Genomic DNA, 19,526 nt, shown 5'->3' on the forward strand with positions numbered 1-19,526 from the left:
CCCATGGTGTCAAAAGCACATGAGAGCGCGCTGGGCCGGGAAGCGTTGAAGCTCGGCCGCTGGCTGGCTGCGAAGACCGGCCGAAAGAGCCCAGAACGCCGGGCGTTTAGACTGTGGGGGTGTCTGTTCGCGGTATTTCCTCTGCCCTGTCCGAGCTTTCTGAATTCACCGACGTCGTCAATGCTGTCGGCGAAAAACACGGCAGCGGCGCAATCCAAGCCGTCAAAGGGCTGTGGCCACACATCACGGCGGCCGCCGCACAGGCCCGCCCGGTTCTGGTCATCACCGCAACCGGCCGCGAAGCCGATGAGCTCGTCAACGCTTTAGCCGATCACTTAAGCCCGCGCTCCATTGCCATGTTCCCGTCGTGGGAAACTCTGCCGCACGAACGACTGTCCCCGCGTTCGGACACTGTCGGCCAGCGCCTGTCCGTGCTGCGTCGCCTGGCACACCCGGGAGACGCTCCGCTGTCGGTGATCGTCGCGCCCGTCCGCGCTGTCACTCAGCCGCTTGTCAAGGGCTTGGGCGACCTTGAGCCGGTCGAACTTTCCGTCGGCAGCGAAGCTGATCTGGAAGAGCTTGCTGAACGGCTGTCCGGTTTGGCCTACAGCCGCGTGGACATGGTGTCCCGCCGCGGTGAATACGCTGTGCGCGGCGGCATCCTCGACGTCTTCCCGCCGACCGCCGATCATGCTCTGCGCATTGAGTTCTTCGGCGATGAGGTCGAAGAGATCCGCCCCTTCGCGGTTGCGGATCAGCGTTCGCTCGAAACTGTGGAGGCGGCCGAATACGACCTGTGGGCCCCACCGTGCCGTGAAGTTCTGCTGACGGAGGACGTGCGGCGCCGCGCGGCAGACCTCATTTCCGAAGTCCCGGCGGCAGCTGACCTGCTGCAGAAGATCTCCCACGGCATTGCGGTTGAGGGTATGGAGTCACTCGCCCCGGTCTTGGCTGACGGCATGGAGCCGCTCATGGCGGTGCTGCCGGAGAACACCGCCGTGTTTGTCACGGCCCCGGAAAAGGTCGAGGCGCGTGCTGCTGACCTGGTGGCAACAACCGAGGAGTTTCTGGCCGCTGCTTGGACGTCGGCTGCCGCGGGTGCCGAGAGCCCCGTCGATCTGTCGGCTGCCAGCTTCGCAAGCTACGCCGAGGTGCAGCAGGCCGCGCAGGACCGTGGCTTTTCATGGTGGGACCTGGGCGGTTTCGCCATCGACGACGAACTCGAATCCGACCGCCTTGTCCTAACCATTGGGGCACGTGAACCTCGTGGTTATTCCGGTGATGTTCAGGCGGTGCTCGCAGATGTCGGTCAGCACATCAAAGACGGCTGGCAGGTCTACGTCCTCACAGAGGGCAAGGGGCCGGGTGAGCGCCTGGTGGAGGTCTTCAGCGAAGCCGACCTCCCGGCGCGCTTTGAACCTGACTTGGAAGAAAAAGCCGAGGGCACGATCCTCGTGACAACAGCGGCCGCCTACGCCGGCTTCGTCTTCGACCAGCACCACATCGCCGTGCTGACGGAAGCCGAGGTGCTCGGTCGTGCCGCTGCCACCTCGACCAGGGACATGCGCCGGCTGCCCAGCCGCAGGCGCCGCAACCAGGTCGATCCGCTCGACCTCAAACCGGGTGACTACGTCGTCCACGACCAGCACGGTGTGGGTCGCTTCGTTGAGCTCATGCAGCGCACCACGGGGCGCGGCAAGGACCAGCACACTCGCGAATACCTCGTCATCGAGTACGCGCCCTCAAAGTGCGGGCAGCCCGGTGACCGCCTGTTCGTCCCTTCGGATGCTCTTGACCAGGTGACCCGCTATGTCGGCGGGGAAGACCCCAAGGTCAACAAAATGGGCGGTTCGGACTGGTCGAACACCAAGAAGAAGGCGCGCAAGGCTGTCAAGGAGATCGCCGGTGAGCTCATCCGCCTCTACGCGGCCAGACGTGCGACAGTCGGCCACGCTTTCGGCCCGGACACCCCGTGGCAGCGGGAACTGGAAGACGCCTTCCCGTATGACGAAACACCCGATCAGCTGACCACGATCGACGAAGTCAAAGAGGACATGGAGAAGCAGATTCCCATGGACCGGCTGATCTGCGGTGACGTGGGCTACGGCAAAACGGAAGTCGCTGTGCGCGCGGCCTTCAAAGCCATCCAGGAAGGCAAACAGGTCGCGGTGCTCGTGCCGACGACCCTGCTTGTTCAGCAGCACTATGACACGTTCTCCGAACGCTACTCCGGATTCCCCGTGACGGTCGGTGCGATGTCGCGCTTCCAAACTCCGACGGAAGTCCAGAAGATCAAGGACGACCTCAAAGAGGGTAAACTCGACCTGGTGATCGGCACTCACCGGCTGCTGTCCGGCGAAGTGCGGTTCAAGGACCTGGGCCTGGTCATCATCGACGAAGAGCAGCGCTTCGGGGTTGAACACAAGGAAACCCTCAAGGCGCTGCGCACCAACGTCGACGTGTTGGCCATGTCCGCAACCCCCATCCCGCGAACCCTGGAAATGGCGGTTACGGGAATCCGCGAAATGTCGACACTGGCAACCCCTCCAGAGGAGCGCCACCCCGTTCTGACCTACGTCGGCAAGTACGAAGACCGGCAAGTTGCCGCTGCGATTCGCCGTGAGCTGCTGCGCGAAGGCCAGGTCTTCTACATCCACAACCGCGTCCAGGACATCGAGAAGGTCGCCGGCCACCTGGCGGAGCTCGTACCGGAGGCCCGCATCGCGGTGGCCCACGGCAAGATGAACGAAAGCCAGCTGGAACAGGTGATCGTCGACTTCTGGGAGAAGCGCTACGACGTTCTTGTGTGCACCACGATCGTGGAGACCGGCATCGACATTTCGAATGCGAACACGCTCATCGTCGACCGCGCCGAGCGCATGGGCCTGTCTCAGCTGCACCAGCTGCGCGGTCGCGTAGGACGCGGCCGGGAGCGCGCCTACGCCTACTTCCTGTATCCCAGCGACATCACGCTGACCGAAACCGCGCACGATCGTCTGCAGACGGTAGCCGCGCACACAGAACTGGGTGCCGGCATGCAGGTGGCCATGAAGGACCTCGAAATCCGGGGTGCCGGCAACCTGCTGGGCGGTCAGCAGTCCGGCCACATTGAGGGTGTCGGCTTTGACCTGTACATCCGGATGGTCGGCGAGGCGGTTGCCGACTTCAAGGGCGACGGCGAAGAAGAGCCGCCGCCCATGAAGGTCGAACTGCCGATCGATGCGCACCTGCCGACCGACTACGTTGAGCACGAACGACTGCGTCTGGAGGCCTACCGCAAACTCGCCTCCGCCGAAACAGAGGAGGCGCTGAAGGAAGTCCTCGAAGAGCTCACCGACCGCTACGGCCCCTATCCGGACGAAGTTGCGGTGCTCGCGGACGTGGCGCGCCTGCGCATTCGCGCTCGCCAGTCCGGCATCAGCGACATCGTCACGCAGGGCAACTTCATCCGCTTCGGCCCGGCAGAACTGGCCGAATGGCAGGTGGTCAGGCTCAAGCGCCTGTACCCGAAAGCGCTCATCAAACCGGCGCTGCGCTCAATCCTCGTGCCCAAGCCGGTCAGCCCCGGCAAGGGCTTCGACAAGCGCGAACTCACTGGTTCGGAGCTGCTGGAATGGTGCCGCACGCTGCTCGATCAGGTCTTCCCGCTGGATGAGGCCGTATGACTCACGAGGCGCCGGAACCGGTTTCCTGGGATCCCGTGGATCCCGCTGGGCTCACCTTGGCCGAAGTGCTCAGCCTGCTGCGGGCGCGCTGCCCGTGGGCGGCTGAGCACACGCACGAAAGCCTTGCGCCGTTCCTACTGGAGGAAACCTACGAACTGCTCGAAGCGATCGAGCAGCACAGTGAGGACTGGGACGCGCAGAGTCTTGCAGAGCTGAAAAAAGAAATCGGCGATGTTCTCTACCAGGTTCTGTTCCACGCCGCTGTACTCGATGCACCTCAACCGCACAGCCAGCCGACGGGACAGGCAGCTCAGCCGGTAGCCTTTGCCGAAGTTGAACAGCTGCTGAAAGACAAGATCGTCCGCCGCCACCCGCACGTCTTCGAATCCACAGCACCGTGGACGCTCGAGGAAGTCGAAGACATGTATGAAAAGACAAAAGCCCGCGAACGGCAGGCCGAAGGAACGCAGGCGGCAAAAAGCTCCTTCGATTCGCTTCCGCGAACCATGCCCGCACTGGCTCGCGCTGCAGCCGTCGTCGACCGAGCCCAGCGGATGGGGTGGCAACTGCAGAAGCCAGCCGGCACATCGGCAGACAATCCAGCCGGCACCTCGGCAGAAGAAGAGCGGATCGGGAGGGAACTGCTCGACCTGGTGACACAAGCAAGAAGCAGGGGAGTGGACCCCGAAAAAGCCCTGCGGCGGGCAACGGAAGCCGCCGAAGACGCCACACTGAGCCACAACGCTCATAAGCGTGGATAGACTTAAACCCGCACCCCTCGGGGTGGCCCGGGACGACAACAACAAGGAGTACCCCAGATGGCAAGGATTGATGCCGCGAACGCACGCGAGATCCTCGACTCGCGCGGCAACCCGACGATCGAAGTTGAGATTCTGCTGGAAGACGACTCCGTCGGCACCGCAGGTGTTCCGTCGGGAGCATCGACAGGTGAGTTCGAAGCTGTCGAACTGCGCGACGGCGATCCCGAACGCTACGACGGCAAAGGCGTGCTGGCAGCTGTTGAAGCAGTGCTGGGTGAAATCAACGACGCCATCGAAGGCGAAGAAGCCGACGACCAGCGGATCGTTGACCAGATCCTCATCGACCTTGACGGCACCGACAACAAGTCCCGCCTGGGCGCAAACGCCATGCTCGGAACCTCGCTCGCCGTAGCCCGCGCACAGGCAGATTCCTCGGACCTGCCGCTGTTCCGCTACCTGGGCGGACCGAACGCGCACCTCATGCCGGTGCCCATGATGAACATCCTCAACGGCGGATCCCACGCGGACTCCAACGTCGACATCCAGGAATTCATGATCGCCCCCATCGGTGCGGCAAGCTTCCGCGAAGCACTCCGCTGGGGCACCGAGGTCTACCACTCGCTCAAGAGCGTTCTCAAGGAACGCGGCCTGTCCACCGGCCTGGGTGACGAAGGCGGCTTCGCCCCGAACCTCGGTTCCAACGCAGAAGCGCTCGACCTCATCCTCGAAGCCATCAAGAACGCCGGCTACCAGCCCGGTTCGGATGTTGCGCTCGCCCTCGACGTAGCCTCCTCCGAGTTCTTCTCCGACGGTGTGTACAGCTTCGAAGGCGAAAAGCGCACCGCCGAGCAGATGGCCGACTACTACGCCGAACTCGTCGACAAGTACCCGCTCGTGTCGATCGAAGACCCGCTGGACGAAAACGACTGGGACGGCTGGATTGCCATCACCGAAAAGCTGGGTAATCGCGTGCAGCTGGTCGGCGACGACCTCTTCGTCACCAACCCCGAACGCCTGGCCCGCGGCATCGACGAAGGTGCAGGCAATTCGCTGCTCGTGAAGGTCAACCAGATCGGCACGCTCACCGAAACGCTCGACGCAGTCAACATGGCGCAGTCGAACAACTACACCACGATAATTTCGCACCGCTCCGGCGAAACCGAGGACACGACGATCGCGGACCTCGCGGTTGCCGTCAACGCCGGACAGATCAAGACGGGTGCCCCGGCACGCTCTGAGCGCGTGGCCAAGTACAACCGCCTGCTGGTCATCGAGGAAATCCTGGGCGATGCCGCCCGCTACGCCGGACGAGGTGCCTTCCCGCGCTTCCAGGGCTGACCGGACTTCTGCCGGTCGGGTCTGCTGAGCTGGTTCTGCCCAGCCGGTGACGCTGAACTGACCGCCCAGCGAGCGGGGTGTGGAAACACACCCCGCTCGCTTTTTGCGTGCCGCCGCTGCGGCTGCGGGTGCTTGCGGGTGTGGGCGAATGATTGCGACACACCCCGACTGCTTCCCATAACATCCGGCACTGACACGGCACACTTGACTGTGTTCGTGCTTCTTCCCTTCCCCTACGCACGAATGAGGTGCATATGAGCAGCGCAGACAAACGTCGCACAAACCGCGGTTCCCGTTGGTCTGCGGCTCGTATTGCCGTCTTCTCGATCATCCTCGTGCTTCTGGCCGTCGGCTTCCTGCCGTCGGTCAGCGCGGGTGTTCGCCAGGCCCAGCAGATTCGGGCGTTGGAAAAGCAGAACAGCCAGACGCAAGAGGAAATCGACCAGCTGGAAAAGCGCCGCAAAGACTTCGATGACCCCGAGTACGTCAAGAAGCTCGCCCGGGAAAAGCACCTGTACGCAGAAGATGGCGAAACGCTGTATATCGTTGTCGATGAAGACCGCGAAGACACCGCGGCAGGTCAGGCAAACAAGGGGCAGGTCGACAGGCCCTGGTATCAGGAACTGGCCGATTACATGTCGACAGTGGGAATGGCATCGGAGGATCAGTGAAGTTTTCAAGCTCGGAGCAGGACCGCGCGATCGTCGAAGAACAGCTCGGCCGCTTCCCCCGCGGCATGCTGGGTGTTGCAGCCCGCTCGGTCAGCGGCGAGCCCCTCGTCGTGGCAACCGCGCCCAGGCTGGAAGACGGAACGCCGTTCCCCACGGTGTACTACCTGACCCACCCCGACTACGTGCGCGAATGCTCCCGCCTGGAGTCCAGCGGCATCATGACCGAATGGACCGCGCAGCTGTCTGAACTTCCCGAACTGGCTGAGGCCTACCGCACCGCGCACCGCTTCTACCTGGAAGACCGCCGGCAGATCGGCCTGGAAGCAGGCATCCCCGAGGTTGAGGAGATCAAGGACTTCTCCGCCGGCGGCATGCCCACCCGCATCAAGTGCCTGCACGCGCTCGTAGCCCACTCGCTTGCTGCCGGTCCGGGCATCAACCCGATCGGCGACCGCGCGCTGTCGCTCATGGAAAACGTTCCCGAGGTCGCCCGATGACCCGCGCGGCAGCCGTTGACTGCGGCACTAACTCCATTCGCCTGCTCATCGCCGATGTCGAGGGCAACAATGTTGTCGACGTTGTGCGGTGCATGCGGATTGTGCGCTTGGGCCAGGGTGTTGACGCCACCGGACGGTTCGCTGATGAAGCACTCGAACGGGTTTTCACCGCGTGCGACGAATTCGCTGAACTCATCCGCGAACACGGGCCCATGCCCGTCCGCTTTGCCGCGACATCCGCCAGCCGTGACGTAGACAACCGCGATGAATTCTTTGCCGGAGTACAGCAGCGTCTGGGCATCACACCGGAAGTCATCAGCGGAAACGACGAGGCGGCGCTGAGCTTCCTCGGGGCGACCGCCGGTGTTGCTTCGCGCATCGACGGGGGACTGCCCCAACCGGTGCTTGTCATGGACCTCGGGGGAGGCTCCACTGAACTCGTTGTGGGCTCACACACCGTTGACGGCGGGTACTCCATGAACATCGGCTGTGTCCGCATGACCGAGCGCCACATCACCTCGGACCCCGTGAGTGCCGAGAACATCGCCGCGATCGAAGCCGACGTCGACGCCGCGTTCGACGAGGCGGCTAAGCACGTTGACATTGCATCCGCGCGCGCCCTCGTGGGAGTTGCAGGCACCATCACCACGATCACAGCGGCCGCACTCGGCCTCGAGGCATACCAGCCGGACGTCATCCACGGGGCTCAGCTCAGTCGCGAACAAGCAGACCGGGCGGTACAGGACCTCCTTTCTGCCACCTCGGCCGACCGTGCGCAGCTGCCCTACATGCACCCGGGACGCGTCGACGTGATCGTCGGCGGCGCGATTGTCTATCGCCGTCTGGTCCACCGGATCGAAGAGGCGGTCGGCCACAGCATTCCGCTGATCACCTCGGAAGCAGACATCCTCGACGGCATCGCCATCGACTTGGCACAGCGAACGGCCTGAGAATGCGGGCCATGTCGCGTATGAAGCGCGCTGTGGCCACGGCAGCTGTTGCCGCCGTGGTACTCCTTGCCGGAACAGCGCAGCCGGCCGCTGCCATCGAACCCGGACCCGGCCAGTGGTTCGCTGACGACCTCGGCTTGGAAGAGGCGTGGAAAACCTCGACCGGCAAGGGCGTCAAAGTCGCCGTCATCGACTCCGGAACTGACGACAGCCACGAAAACCTCAAGGGTCGCGTGGTCGATGCAAAAGACTTCTCCGGGGCGAAGAAGGACGGCACGACACCCGTCGGACCGCAGGAGACCATCCACCACGGCACCGCTGTCGCCGGTGTCATCGCCGGCACCGGAAAGGGCGTCGGACCGGTGGGTATCGCGCCGGATTCGCGCATTATGTCGGCCTCGATATGGTTGGGCTCAGACACCCCTGACGAATCCGACAGCCGCGACCAGGCGGCCGACGCGGTCATCTGGGCTGCTGACAACGGCGCAAAAGTCATCAACATGTCCCTGGGCTGGGCTGATCCCGCCTGGCCAGAATCATGGGACAAAGCGTTTATGCACGCCTACAAAAAGGACGTGCTCGTTATTGCGTGCGTTGGCAACGCCTCGCAGGGTGCTGAACGCGTGTGGTCACCGGCAACCGTGCCCGGCGTCATCGGAGTCGGCGGTGTCGGCCGCGATGGAAAAGTCGACGAACAGTCCTCAGCACCCGGTGTTGACGTTGACCTCATGGCACCCAGCCAGGGCATTCCCGTCCCACTGACCGGCGGCAGCTACGGAACCGCCGAAGGGTGCTCTTTCGCCGCACCGATCGTCGCCGGAACCGCGGCACTCATTCGCTCAGCGCACCCCGACTACACGGCCGACCAGACCGCCGAAGCATTGCGCTCAACCGCCGCAGCCGTAAAAGACCACGACGGCGTGACAAACGGCGATGACTTCGACACGACCGTCGGCTACGGCCGCATCCGCCCCGTCGAAGCGCTGAAAGCCAACATCGACAAAGCCCCGTCGGCAGAAAAAGCGCTCACCGACTGGATTCACATGCACAGGCGAGCCGAAGCCAAACCTGAGCAGCAGGAAGAGGCGGGCTCCACCTCGGGCCCGGAAACCCATGCCGCCGGCACCCTGACAGAAGCTGAAGCCCGAGGTGCTCGCAGCGGTCCCGCGGTTTTCACCATCCTGCTTGCCGGCGCCGCTGTGACCGCCGGAATCGGCGTGGGCAGGCGGTTGCACAACCGTGGTCGCAATCACTAAGACGTTTGGGTCTAGACTGGGGGTATGGCTTTGATTCGCAACAGCAAACTACGTCCTCGTATCCTCATCGTCGGCGGTGGCTACCTGGGTCTCGTCACAGCCCAGAACCTCCTGAAGAACCTCGGTCGCGGAGAAGCAACCGTCACCGTCGTCGACCCGAACCCGTACATGACGTACGCGCCGTTCCTGCCGGAAGTTGCCGGCGGTTCGATTGAAGCGCGCCACGCCATTGTTCCGCTGCGCCGCAACCTCAAGGGCGCAGAGGTCGTCATCGGCTCGGTTCGCAACATCAACCACGCTGAAAAGTTCGTCACCATCGAACCCGAAGGTGACGAAGCGTTCGAACTCGACTACGACTACATCGTGCTGGCCGCAGGTGCCGTCGCTCGCGCCCTGCCGATTCCGGGTCTGGCTGACGAAGCCATCGGACTCAAGCGAATCGAAGAAGCAGTCGCACTGCGCGACCACGTGCTCAACCGCCTTGACGAAGCTGCTCTCATGGAAGACGACGAAGAGCGTCGCAAGGCTCTGACCTTCGTGTTCGTCGGCGGTGGCTTCGCAGGCATCGAAGCTCTCGCAGAACTCGAAGACATGGTCCGTGCGGGTGTTCGCGAACGCGAAACCCTCACCGACGCCGACGTGCGCTTCGTGCTTGTTGAAGCTATGCCGCGCGTCATGCCGGAAGTCGGCGAAGCTCAGGCCCGCTGGGTTGTCGACCACCTGCGTAGCCGCGGCATCGACGTCTACCTCGAAACCTTCCTGGAAGACTGCACCGACAAGGTCTGCAAGCTCTCCAACGGCGAACAGTTCACCGCTGACACCATCGTGTGGAACGCCGGTGTCAAGGCCAACCCGGTCCTCGTCGACTCCGACCTTCCGCTGGACGACCGCGGCCGCGTGACGGTTCGCGCCGACCTGCGCGTCGAAGATGAAAACGGTGTTGTCGAAGGCGCATGGGCTGCCGGTGACAACGCCGCTGTTCCGGACCTCACCGGTGACGGCCCCGGCGGCTTCTGCGTGCCGAACGCTCAGCACGCCGTCCGCCAGGCTCCGGTTCTGGCCGCAAACCTGCTGGCTTCGCTGCGCGGCGAAACCGAATTCAAGCAGTACTACCACAAGTCGCTCGGCGTTGTTGCCGGCATGGGCCTGTGGAAGGGTGTTTCGCAGATGGGCAAGACCGAACTGCGCGGACCCATTGCCTGGGCTATGCACCGTGCCTACCACGGCTACGCCATCCCGACCGTCGACCGCAAGGTCCGCGTGTTCGTCAACTGGGGCCTCAACCTGGTTCTCGGCCGCGACCTCACCCCGGTCAAGGACCTCGACGTGCCGCGCAAGAACTTCGTCGAAGCAGCCAACTCAAAGCCCGCACCGAAGAAGTGACGCGCTGATCTGAAGGGCTGACAGCCAGCCTGCCCGATCACTCACGAGGCGGGGCCGCCGATTTCCGGTGGCCCCGCCTTATGTTGTTGCTAAGGCGCAGAATCCGGCTAAAGGGTGTGGGGTGGTGGCTCGGCAGCGGGGCTCCGGTTGGCGGCAAAAACACCCGTTAGCCGGAATCCACCCGTTAGCCGCAAAAAGACTCCCGTTAGCCGGAAAATGTCGCCGTAGAAGCTGTTGCTAAAGCGCAGAATCCGGCTACGGGGTGTGGGGTGGTGGCTCGGCGGCGAGGCTCCGGTTGGCAGCAAAAACACCCGTTAGCCGGAATCCATCCTTTAGCCGCAAAAAGACTCCCGTTAGCCGGAAAATGTCGCCGTAGAAGCTGTTGCTAAAGCGCAGAATCCGGCTACGGGGTGTGGGCGTACGCGCTGTGTGGGCAGAAAAAGTCCCCCTAGTGGGATTCGAACCCACACTGAATCGATTTTAAGTCGACTGCCTCTGCCGATTGGGCTATAGGGGGAGTGGTGCAGATGCTGGCCGAAAACGTGCTCGAACAGCCCCTCGAGCTTAGCAGGACTGCGCCGCGGAAGGCGGAATCAGTGCCGGGTGCCCAGAGCAAGAATCTGCAGCTCCCTGACCCCTACCGCCCATCCGCGCCCATCCGCCGAACCTTCAACAGCAGCAATCTGTGCGCCAGTTCATCTCGTGTCAATCTCGGTGCGTAAAGTGGAAAGAGAAGCAAGTTAAGGAGCCTGTATGCACCCCCACCCAAAAGAAAACCTGCGCGAATACATCGACAAACTCCGCACGGAGGGCTACACGGTTGTAGACGGGCACACTCCTGACCCGCACCTCATCAGCCCTGACGGCAAAGCCGTTGAAACCTGGCGCGAAGGCTACCCGTACGACACCCTCATGGACCGGGAAGCCTACGAAATCGAGAAGTACAAGCTGCAGATCGAACTTCTGAAGTACCAGTACTTCGCCGAAGACAACGGCCTGCGCAACGTCATCGTGTTCGAAGGTCGTGACGCTGCCGGCAAGGGCGGAACCATTAAGCGCTTCACGGAGCACCTCAACCCGCGCTCAGCTCGCATCGTGGCGCTGGCCAAGCCGACGGAAGAAGAGTCGGGCCAGTGGTACTTCCAGCGCTACGTGCAGCACCTGCCCACGCGCGGTGAGATCGTCATGTTCGACCGCTCCTGGTACAACCGCGCCAATGTTGAGCGCGTCATGGGCTTCTGCACTGACGACCAGTACGAAGTCTTCATGCGCCAGGCCCCAGAATTCGAGCGCATGCTCGTTGAGGCCGGCATCCACCTGACCAAGTTCTGGTTCTCCGTGACGGAAGCCGAGCAGCGCACCCGCTTTGCCATCCGTCAGATCGACCCCGTGCGCCAGTGGAAACTGTCGCCCATGGACCTCGAATCGCTGGGCCGCTGGGACGACTACACGGAAGCGAAAGAGCAGACGTTCCTGCGCACCGACACCGATCACGCCCCGTGGATCTCGGTGAAGTCCAACGACAAGAAGCGAGCCCGGCTCAACGCCATGCGCTACTTCCTCAACACGGTCGAATACGACGACAAGGACACCAGCGTCGTCTACGAACCGGATGCCAACATCGTGATGCGCGGCATCGAAGCCGTCGGCGACTGACGCCTGACCGCAGAACACACGAGGCGGGGCTGGAGAAATCTCCAGCCCCGCCTCGTTATGTGGTCGTCTGAGGATCAGTGCTTCGGCTGATCGTCATCCTTTCCGACGCGCTTGCGGCCCAGGGAGTAGTCGGCGTCCTTCTTGCGAAGGCTGCCCTTCTTCCGTGCAGTGTGTGCGTCTTTGCCGGCCGAGGCGATGTCGTCGGGGGAGTAGGCTTCGGTCGGCTGGTCTTCAATCGGCGTTTCGGCACTGCGTGCCTCGGTGCCGCGTGCGCTGGCTGAAGCTGCCGAAACCGGTGCGGCGGCCTGCGTCTGCTCGTCAGCCTGCGCGGTGGTCTGAGCGTGTGCTTTGCTGTCAGCCTTGGCTCCGGTCTTTGCCGCAGTGTGCGCCTTGTGCTGAGCTTCGCTCTGGCGGTTGTAGTCGTCCTGGCGTTCGCGCAGTGCCTTCACTGCAGCGCGGGCCTTCTTGCGGTGGCCGTGGCCGATGAATGACAGGCCGATAAGCAGGCCGGAACCCAGCAGGATGACGAGGCCCGCGGTGATTCCCGCGTCCATCCAGAACGTCTGCGGGAACAGGCGGATGAGCGAATCGTCAAGGTAGAACTCCCACGTGCCGGCCGAGAAGAACAGGCTGTGGAAACCGCGGAAGAACGTGTCCCAGCTGACCAGTGCGAGGACACCCAGAACGAGGATCGACACGAGTGTGAGGATCGCTCCGAAGCGGATGCCGATGCGCAGGCCCGGACCGTGTGCGCGGCTGAGGTAGAGGCCAGCGAGCACTGCGCCGATGAGTCCGATAATCGCCACCAGCATGAGGATCTGAATGAGGCCCTTGACGTCGGCCATGTGGGCGATTTCGGCGTCGTTGAACACGGCAACGCCGTTGCCGGCGACAACATCGGCCAGATACCGCTTGGAATCGGCGTTGTACAGGTAGTCGACGGTGTAGGACGCAAAGTGCAGACGGTCCGAGGCGTTGAAGCCGAATTCGTCGACGGGGAAGCCGGGACGGTGGAAGTACTCGAACTTCAGGAACAGTCCGGAGGCTACCGTGCGGACAGCGACTGCGAGCGTGATGAACGGAACAGCGAGGATGACCCACGCGGTTGCCAGAACATCGAGGAACGTGAACCTGCGGTACAGGCGCGTCTGGCTGAGCAGTTCGACCGGCGGCTGTTCGGTCTGAGCTGCACGACCGGCACCCCGGTCGCCCAGGTAGCGCCACTCTTCTTCCGACAGCGCGGCGGGCCTGCGCACACGCGACTCCTGCCGGCGCACCGACGGGTACGCCTCAAACTGCGCGGTGTCGTCGAGTTCGGAGGATCGACCGGCCGCCTTGGCACCGCGCTCACCGGCGCTGCGTGCGGCAGCGTCGTCCTGCGCGTGCTCAGCGGTTTTCATCCGCTTGGCCACGAGGTCGTCGGAGGTTTCTGGAGTGTTCGATTTTTCAGCCACAGAACCATGGTGCCAATTGTGGGCGGCAAGCGCTCGGATGACACGCGCAATCAGCGCCGACTGCGGACCGGCGACCTCAGGACAGAAGGGCTGAAAGCAGCACGATCGTGGGGAAGGAGAGGATCGTTGTGACGAAAACGGCATCGCGCACCAGCGTTTCTGCCATGCGGTAGCGCATGGAGTACACGTACACGTTCTGCGCGGTCGGCAGGGCCGAGGTGACGACGATCGCCATGAGGTCGACCCCGGTGAAGCCGAGCAGCGGGCCGCCGATCACCCACGCAAGGAGCGGCTGGATCGCGAGTTTGACCACCGTGATGAGGGTCAGATCCGTACGTGTTCCGCGGGCCGGCACCGCCCAACCGTCCTTGAGGGATATGCCGAACGCCAGCAGGGTGAGCGGCACGGAGGTCGCGCCGATCATTGAGACGGGATCGTGGATGATCTGAGGAAGCCGCAGACCGGTGATGGCGAAGAACAGTCCGACGGCCGCACCGATGAGGATCGGGTTGCGGATCACCTGCAGCAGCGGGGTCCACCAGTGGGCGAGAGTACCGGCGTGCTTGGCTTGGTGAATGTCGAGAATCACCATGCCCAGGGGCGCGAGGATCACCAGCTGGAACAGCATGATCGGCGGTACGTACGAACTGGACTTCAGAACGTAGATCGCGATCGGAATGCCCAAGTTGCCGATGTTGACGTAGGACACCGCCCAGCCGCTCATCACCGCCCTGCCCAAGGACCGGTGCTTGAAATACGAGAACGTGAACAACGCGATGCCCACGAGTGATGCCGAACCTGCCGTGGCGAAGATGGCGGGGGAGAAGATCCGCTCGAGCGGGGCTTCTGCAATGAGGTCGTACAGCAGCGCCGGGGTCGACACGTAGAAGACGGTGGACGCCAGAACCCTCTGGCCCTGTGAGCCGAGAACTCCGCTGCGCCCTAAGAGGAAGCCCACGAAGATGATGAAGCCGATGACGGCAAAGCCTTCGAGAGCGCCGAGCACAGAATGTCCTTTCTTCGATCAGTCGTCACTCTACGCCTGTCTCACCTTGTGCGCGCAGACGTCCCGAAACGCGGACGGGTGGGCGAGGTGCCGGACTGACTGACGAGGTGCCGGGAGGGCTGCTCTTGGAAGTCGGGGGAGCGCTGACGCGCCCGCGGTCTCATCTTGCGGTGGGATCCGGCTACTGTTGTGGGGATATGTCTGACGCTTCGTCTTCACAGCCCTCATCCCGCCGGCCTGCGCGCCGCCGCGGGAAGCGGCGCCGTCCCCGCGGCAATTCTCCACAGCAGGCCGAACGCCTGCAGCGTCTGCGCCAAGCGCGCCTGCGGACCGACCTCCACATCGAATATCCCGATGAACTTCCCGTCAGCAGCCGCCGCGATGACATCGCCCAGGCCATAGAAGACAACCAGGTTGTCGTTGTGGCCGGCGAAACCGGTTCGGGAAAAACAACGCAGCTTCCGAAGATCCTGCTGGAACTGGGCTACGGCATCAACGGGCTGATCGGGCACACCCAGCCGCGGCGCATTGCCGCCCGTTCGGTGGCGGCCCGTCTGGCAGAAGAGACCCTCACGGAACTCGGTGAGGGAGTCGGCTATCAGGTGCGCTTCACCTCGGACGTCGTTGATGCGACCCGCGTGAAGGTCATGACCGACGGCATCCTCCTGGCCGAACTGCAGCACGACAAGCGGCTGGAGGCCTATGACGCGATCATCATCGACGAAGCCCACGAACGCAGCCTCAACATTGACTTCCTGCTGGGCTATCTGGCCCGGCTCTTGCCGAAACGGCCCGACCTCAAGGTGATCATCACCTCGGCGACCATCGACCCGGAGTCCTTTGCCGAGCATTTCGGAGATGCACCGATCGTGTCGGTATCCGGGCGCACCTACCCGGTGGAGATCCGGTATCGGCCAGTTGACGAAGACGTCGCAGAAGACCCTGACGGACTCCTCGAAGAAAAGCAGCCCGAGCCGCGCGCGGCGGTCCCGCACGTCCCGGATGCCGATGCGCTCATGTCCGGCCTGCTGCGAGCCGTTGACGAACTCGACCGCGAAGCCCCCGGCGACATCCTCGTGTTCCTATCCGGTGAGGCAGAAATCCGCGACGCGCAGGCAGAACTCGAAGGCCACATGCGCACCAAGCGGCGCAACTGGGAAATCGTCCCCCTCTACGGTCGACTGTCAGCAGGGGAGCAGCAGCGCGTCTTCGCACCCCACTCCACCCCGCGGATTGTTCTGGCGACCAATGTCGCCGAAACCTCACTGACCGTTCCGGGCATCAAATACGTCATCGACGGCGGCACGGCGCGCATCTCGCGCTACTCCACGCGCACAAAAGTGCAGCGCCTGCCGATCGAGCCGATCTCTCAGGCGTCTGCCCGGCAGCGCTCCGGCCGGTCTGGCCGCACCAGCAACGGCATCGCCATCCGGCTGTACTCGGAAGGCGAATTCGACGCCCGGCCCGAATACACCGACCCAGAGATCCTGCGCACAAACCTCGCCAGCGTGCTGCTCATGATGGCGCAGCTGGGCTTTGTGCGCACAGAAAAGGACATCCTCGACTTCCCGTTCCTCACCCCACCGGAACCCCGGGCGGTCAAGAACGGCAAGAACGCACTCGTCGAACTCGGTGCGCTGCGCGAATCGGGCGGCACCCTCACGCTGACAAAACTGGGCCGGACACTGGCGACACTGCCGCTGGACCCCAGGCTGGCGCGCATGGTGCTGGCCGGGATCGAGGCGGGGGTCGGCCCGGAAACCGCCGTCATCGTCGCCTTCCTGTCCGGTCAGGACCCGCGTGAACGCCCCACGGAGCAGCGGCAGGAAGCCGATGAAAAACACAAGCGCTTCCACCATCCGTCGTCTGACTTCCTGTCGGTGCTGCGCCTGTGGAACTACGTGCAGCGCAGATCGGATGAGCTTTCAACCTCGAAGTTCAAGAAGCTGTGCAAGTCCGAGTTCATCCACTTTGTGCGGGTGCGCGAATGGCAGGACCTCGTCCAGCAGATCCGTCAGATGCTCGGCAACATCGGCAAGCACATCGACCGGCCCGGAAGCGACCTCGGCACTCGACCGTCTGAGGCGGTGCAGGCAGATGAAAGCCGCGGCAGGCGAAAGGGACGCCGCACGAACAAGCGCGGGCCCTATACGGCCACGGAACAGGCCGTGCACTCAAGCCTGCTCACCGGCATGCTCGACACAATCGGTGCGCGCACCGTCGAAGGCAAGGACTACATCGGCGCTCGCGGCACCAAGTTCAGGATCTTCCCCGGATCAGGCGTCTTCGGTGCCAACCCCGATTTCGTCATGGCCGCCGAACTCGTTGAAACCTCCCGCCTGTGGGCGCGCACGGTCGCAGCAATCGAACCCGAGTGGGTAGTGCGGGCCGCCGGTGAGCTCATCACCCACAGCTACTCAGAACCCCACTGGTCATCCCGTTCGGCAGCCGCCCTGGCATACGACAGGATGAGCCTCAACGGGGTCCCGCTGATCTCCGACGCGCGCATCAACTACGGCAAGATCGACCGGGAAGCCGCGCGTGACCTCTTCATCCGCCACGCACTCATCGAAGGCGACTGGAACGAAAAACACGCCTTCGCCACCCACAATGCCCAGGCGCTGGAAAAGGCCGAGGCGCTTGCCAGCCGCCTGCGCGACCGCCGACTGCTGGCCGAAGACGATGTGCTGTTCGAGTTCTACGACGAACGCCTGCCGGAGAACATCGTGTCCGCCGGGCACTTCAACGGCTGGTGGAAGCGCAAGCGGGCGGAAGAACCCGACTTCCTCAACATCGACCCCAACAGCCTGCTGGCCGCTGACGGAACCGACCTCGAAAGTGCTGCGGACGACTACCCGCTGCAGGTGCAGCTGGCCGACGGCAGCAGCGTTCGCCTCAGCTACGCCTATGAACCCGGATCCCGCCGCGACGGCGTGACCGTTTTCCTCAGCCCCGAACAGCTGCGAAGCGTCGACGCCGACGATTTTTCGTGGCAGGTGCCGGGACTGCGCCTGGAATACATCACCGCACTCATCCGCTCCCTGCCGAAGGCGAAAAGAACCTACTTCGTCCCGGCTCCCGACGTCGCAGCTGAAATCCTTGTAGGCGTGACGGGGCCGGAAGACGACAGCCGACTGCTGAACCGGCCTGCCGGCCACGCCCTCGAAGTGCTGGCAGCAGAACTCACGGGTCGCGCCGGAGGAGGCGGACTCATGGACCGCGTGCCCATCACCGTCACACCCGATGATTTCGAGCTTGTGCGGCTGCCAAGCCACCTGCGGATGAGCTTCGTCATCCGGCGCGGCAGAAAAACACTCGCCAGCGGAGAGAACCTCGCAGAGCTGCAGCAGCGCGCCAAAAACCTTGACGCGGCAGCTGACAGACAGCCCGCACCCGCACCCACCGCCCCTGCCCGCACGACCAAGGTGAAGACGCAGACCGCGGTGCCGGCACCTCGTCAGGGGATCCGGGGATGGGACTTCGGCGCCTTCCCGCAGCCAATCGAGGCGGACGGCCGCCGATTCTTCCCAGCACTCGTCGACGAGGGAACCTCCGTGACCCTGCGCTACTCAGCAGATGAAACCTGGGCGCACCAGGCAACAATCCTGGGAGTCACACGGCTGCTGAGCTTCGGACAGAAAGAAGCCGCCCGCTACTGCCAAGACGCCCTGAACAACACAGCAAAGCTTGTGCTCGGGGCCCGCCGCACCAAGGACTCCGACCCGCTGGAAGACGCCGTCTTCACCGCGGTCGGCAGGATCGTGCGCACCGCACAGTGCCTGAACCGCACTGACGACCACGGACTGCCCGGCGGCGGCGACCACCCGCGGACAGAAGAGGAATACAAAGCGCTTCAGCGCGAAGTGGCCAGCCGCATCACCGGTGAACTCGACAGGGTCTACCAGGCGCTGACCCGCACCTACACGCTCGCGGCGGATATCGAACGGACCATCAAGAACACCCGCTCACTGACAGTGCTCGCCTCGATAACCGACGAACAGGCCCACCTGGCGGCCCTCCTGCAGCCGGGCTTCCTGACACAAGTCGCACCCGACTACGTGCTGCGCATGCCGGCATACCTCGAGGCTGCAGCGAACCGTCTGGACAAACTCGGCACACAGGCCAGCCGTGACCGCCAGTTCATGGACCGCATCCAGCAGGTGCGCACCCAGATCGACGACAAGCTCGGCCGGGTGCTCGGCAGTGCGGCCCGGGACGACGCTGAGCGATTCAGCGCCGTTCTACCCGCCGAATGGCAAAAAGTCCTCTGGGACGTCGAAGAGCTGCGCGTATCACTGTGGGCACCCCACGTCGGCACGGCACACACCGTGTCCGAACAGCGCATCACCAAAGCGCTCGCAAAACTGTAGGGCCTCTCAGGCGAGAACAGCGGCCCCGTAAGGGGCAGCGGGAGGCCGGCGGCGCCTCGTGAATCAGATGTAGAACAAGATCCAGGACGCCGGGAAGAGAGCTGCGGTGCAGACCGCCGCAATCGCCCAGCGGATGCGCTTCTTGGCGGTCTTGCGGGTCAGCGCGACCCAGTAGACGATGATCGTTGCCGCCGTCATCAGCCAGCCGGCGGAAGCCAAAAACCACATGCCCAACAGCTGGCTGTTCGGCACGCCCAGCTGCTGCATGGGCTGCATGAAGTGCGCGGCCATGAGCGACATCGCGATGCCCAGTAAGCACAGCGCCAAAGACACAATGGCCGAGGCAATGAACACCCACAGCACCCGCCGGTCGCGGCTGACCGGGCGGGCAGCCACCGAATATTCGGCGCCCTCGGTGCGCTGTCTGCTGGTTCTGTTCCTCTTGGCCACGGAACCATCCTACGGAACCAAGCACGAGGTGCCGCCCACCTTCCGCCGGATCGCTGGGCAGGCTGTCCT

13 protein-coding genes and 1 tRNA gene are annotated in these 19,526 nt (G+C 63.6%); 10 read left to right on the forward strand and 4 right to left on the reverse strand.

Annotation, left to right across the window (positions count from 1 at the left end; all coding sequences use genetic code 11):
- Nucleotides 1–119: 119 nt before the first annotated feature.
- The 8 genes from mfd to HMPREF3172_RS02950 all read left to right on the forward strand — a co-directional run bounded on the left by mfd (nucleotide 120) and on the right by HMPREF3172_RS02950 (nucleotide 10,521).
- On the forward strand, nucleotides 120–3,665 hold the full coding sequence (mfd, locus tag HMPREF3172_RS02915) for a transcription-repair coupling factor (RefSeq protein ID WP_070515291.1): 3,546 nt from the start codon (nucleotides 120–122) through the stop codon (nucleotides 3,663–3,665).
- The gene (locus HMPREF3172_RS02920; RefSeq protein ID WP_070515293.1) at nucleotides 3,662–4,426 is read left to right on the forward strand and encodes a MazG nucleotide pyrophosphohydrolase domain-containing protein; all 765 of its coding nucleotides are present in this window, start codon (nucleotides 3,662–3,664) and stop codon (nucleotides 4,424–4,426) included. Before mfd ends, HMPREF3172_RS02920 begins: the two co-directional genes overlap by 4 nt.
- A 57-nt stretch (nucleotides 4,427–4,483) precedes the next feature.
- Entirely contained in the window at nucleotides 4,484–5,764 is a 1,281-nt protein-coding gene (gene eno, locus HMPREF3172_RS02925; protein ID WP_070515296.1) for a phosphopyruvate hydratase, read from the forward strand.
- Nucleotides 5,765–6,018: 254 nt separating this feature from the next.
- On the forward strand, nucleotides 6,019–6,435 hold the full coding sequence (locus tag HMPREF3172_RS02930; protein ID WP_062019655.1) for an FtsB family cell division protein: 417 nt from the start codon (nucleotides 6,019–6,021) through the stop codon (nucleotides 6,433–6,435).
- A complete protein-coding gene (locus HMPREF3172_RS02935) occupies nucleotides 6,432–6,932 on the forward strand; it encodes a DUF501 domain-containing protein (RefSeq protein ID WP_070429015.1) in 501 nt (166 codons plus the stop codon). The genes HMPREF3172_RS02930 and HMPREF3172_RS02935 overlap by 4 nt, the downstream gene beginning before the upstream one ends.
- Nucleotides 6,929–7,882 carry a Ppx/GppA phosphatase family protein gene (locus tag HMPREF3172_RS02940; protein ID WP_070515298.1) on the forward strand — a complete coding sequence of 318 codons (954 nt, stop codon included), beginning with the start codon at nucleotides 6,929–6,931 and terminating at the stop codon, nucleotides 7,880–7,882. Before HMPREF3172_RS02935 ends, HMPREF3172_RS02940 begins: the two co-directional genes overlap by 4 nt.
- 11 nt (nucleotides 7,883–7,893) lie before the next feature.
- A complete protein-coding gene (locus HMPREF3172_RS02945; protein ID WP_070515299.1) occupies nucleotides 7,894–9,138 on the forward strand; it encodes a S8 family peptidase in 1,245 nt (414 codons plus the stop codon).
- Nucleotides 9,139–9,162: 24 nt separating this feature from the next.
- Nucleotides 9,163–10,521 (forward strand): NAD(P)/FAD-dependent oxidoreductase, encoded by a 1,359-nt coding sequence (locus HMPREF3172_RS02950; RefSeq protein ID WP_019175672.1) that lies wholly within the window; start codon nucleotides 9,163–9,165, stop codon nucleotides 10,519–10,521.
- 443 nt (nucleotides 10,522–10,964) lie between these two features.
- Here the strand turns inward: HMPREF3172_RS02950 and HMPREF3172_RS02955 are convergent.
- A tRNA-Leu gene (locus HMPREF3172_RS02955) sits at nucleotides 10,965–11,038 on the reverse strand.
- A gap of 236 nt (nucleotides 11,039–11,274) precedes the next feature.
- Here HMPREF3172_RS02955 and ppk2 point away from each other — a divergent pair.
- On the forward strand, nucleotides 11,275–12,177 hold the full coding sequence (gene ppk2, locus HMPREF3172_RS02965; RefSeq protein WP_062019668.1) for a polyphosphate kinase 2: 903 nt from the start codon (nucleotides 11,275–11,277) through the stop codon (nucleotides 12,175–12,177).
- 74 nt (nucleotides 12,178–12,251) lie between these two features.
- Here the strand turns inward: ppk2 and HMPREF3172_RS02970 are convergent, their stop codons facing one another.
- Nucleotides 12,252–13,631, reverse strand: a complete 1,380-nt coding sequence (locus tag HMPREF3172_RS02970) for a TIGR01906 family membrane protein (RefSeq protein WP_070515301.1) — start codon at nucleotides 13,629–13,631, stop codon at nucleotides 12,252–12,254.
- Nucleotides 13,632–13,707: 76 nt separating this feature from the next.
- Nucleotides 13,708–14,637, reverse strand: a complete 930-nt coding sequence (locus HMPREF3172_RS02975) for an AEC family transporter (protein WP_070515303.1) — start codon at nucleotides 14,635–14,637, stop codon at nucleotides 13,708–13,710.
- Nucleotides 14,638–14,834: 197 nt separating this feature from the next.
- Between HMPREF3172_RS02975 and hrpA the strand changes: the two genes are divergently transcribed.
- Nucleotides 14,835–19,007 carry an ATP-dependent RNA helicase HrpA gene (hrpA, locus tag HMPREF3172_RS02980; protein WP_070515304.1) on the forward strand — a complete coding sequence of 1,391 codons (4,173 nt, stop codon included), beginning with the start codon at nucleotides 14,835–14,837 and terminating at the stop codon, nucleotides 19,005–19,007.
- A gap of 63 nt (nucleotides 19,008–19,070) precedes the next feature.
- On the opposite strand, the gene HMPREF3172_RS02985 is transcribed toward hrpA, so the two are convergent.
- Nucleotides 19,071–19,457 (reverse strand): hypothetical protein, encoded by a 387-nt coding sequence (locus tag HMPREF3172_RS02985; RefSeq protein WP_070515306.1) that lies wholly within the window; start codon nucleotides 19,455–19,457, stop codon nucleotides 19,071–19,073.
- Nucleotides 19,458–19,526 lie beyond the last annotated feature (69 nt).

It is taken from the genome of Brevibacterium sp. HMSC08F02, assembly GCF_001807555.1.
Lineage (GTDB): Bacteria > Actinomycetota > Actinomycetes > Actinomycetales > Brevibacteriaceae > Brevibacterium > Brevibacterium ravenspurgense.

Bases quoted from the DNA above. Each gene is read 5' to 3' on its own strand.
- HMPREF3172_RS02930 (WP_062019655.1), top strand. From the start codon at position 6,019: ATGAGCAGCGCAGACAAACGTCGCACAAACCGCGGTTCCCGTTGGTCT.
- HMPREF3172_RS02950 (WP_019175672.1), top strand. From the start codon at position 9,163: ATGGCTTTGATTCGCAACAGCAAACTACGTCCTCGTATCCTCATCGTC.
- ppk2 (WP_062019668.1), top strand. From the start codon at position 11,275: ATGCACCCCCACCCAAAAGAAAACCTGCGCGAATACATCGACAAACTC.
- eno (WP_070515296.1), top strand. From the start codon at position 4,484: ATGGCAAGGATTGATGCCGCGAACGCACGCGAGATCCTCGACTCGCGC.
- hrpA (WP_070515304.1), top strand. From the start codon at position 14,835: ATGTCTGACGCTTCGTCTTCACAGCCCTCATCCCGCCGGCCTGCGCGC.
- HMPREF3172_RS02920 (WP_070515293.1), top strand. From the start codon at position 3,662: ATGACTCACGAGGCGCCGGAACCGGTTTCCTGGGATCCCGTGGATCCC.
- HMPREF3172_RS02945 (WP_070515299.1), top strand. From the start codon at position 7,894: ATGTCGCGTATGAAGCGCGCTGTGGCCACGGCAGCTGTTGCCGCCGTG.
- HMPREF3172_RS02940 (WP_070515298.1), top strand. From the start codon at position 6,929: ATGACCCGCGCGGCAGCCGTTGACTGCGGCACTAACTCCATTCGCCTG.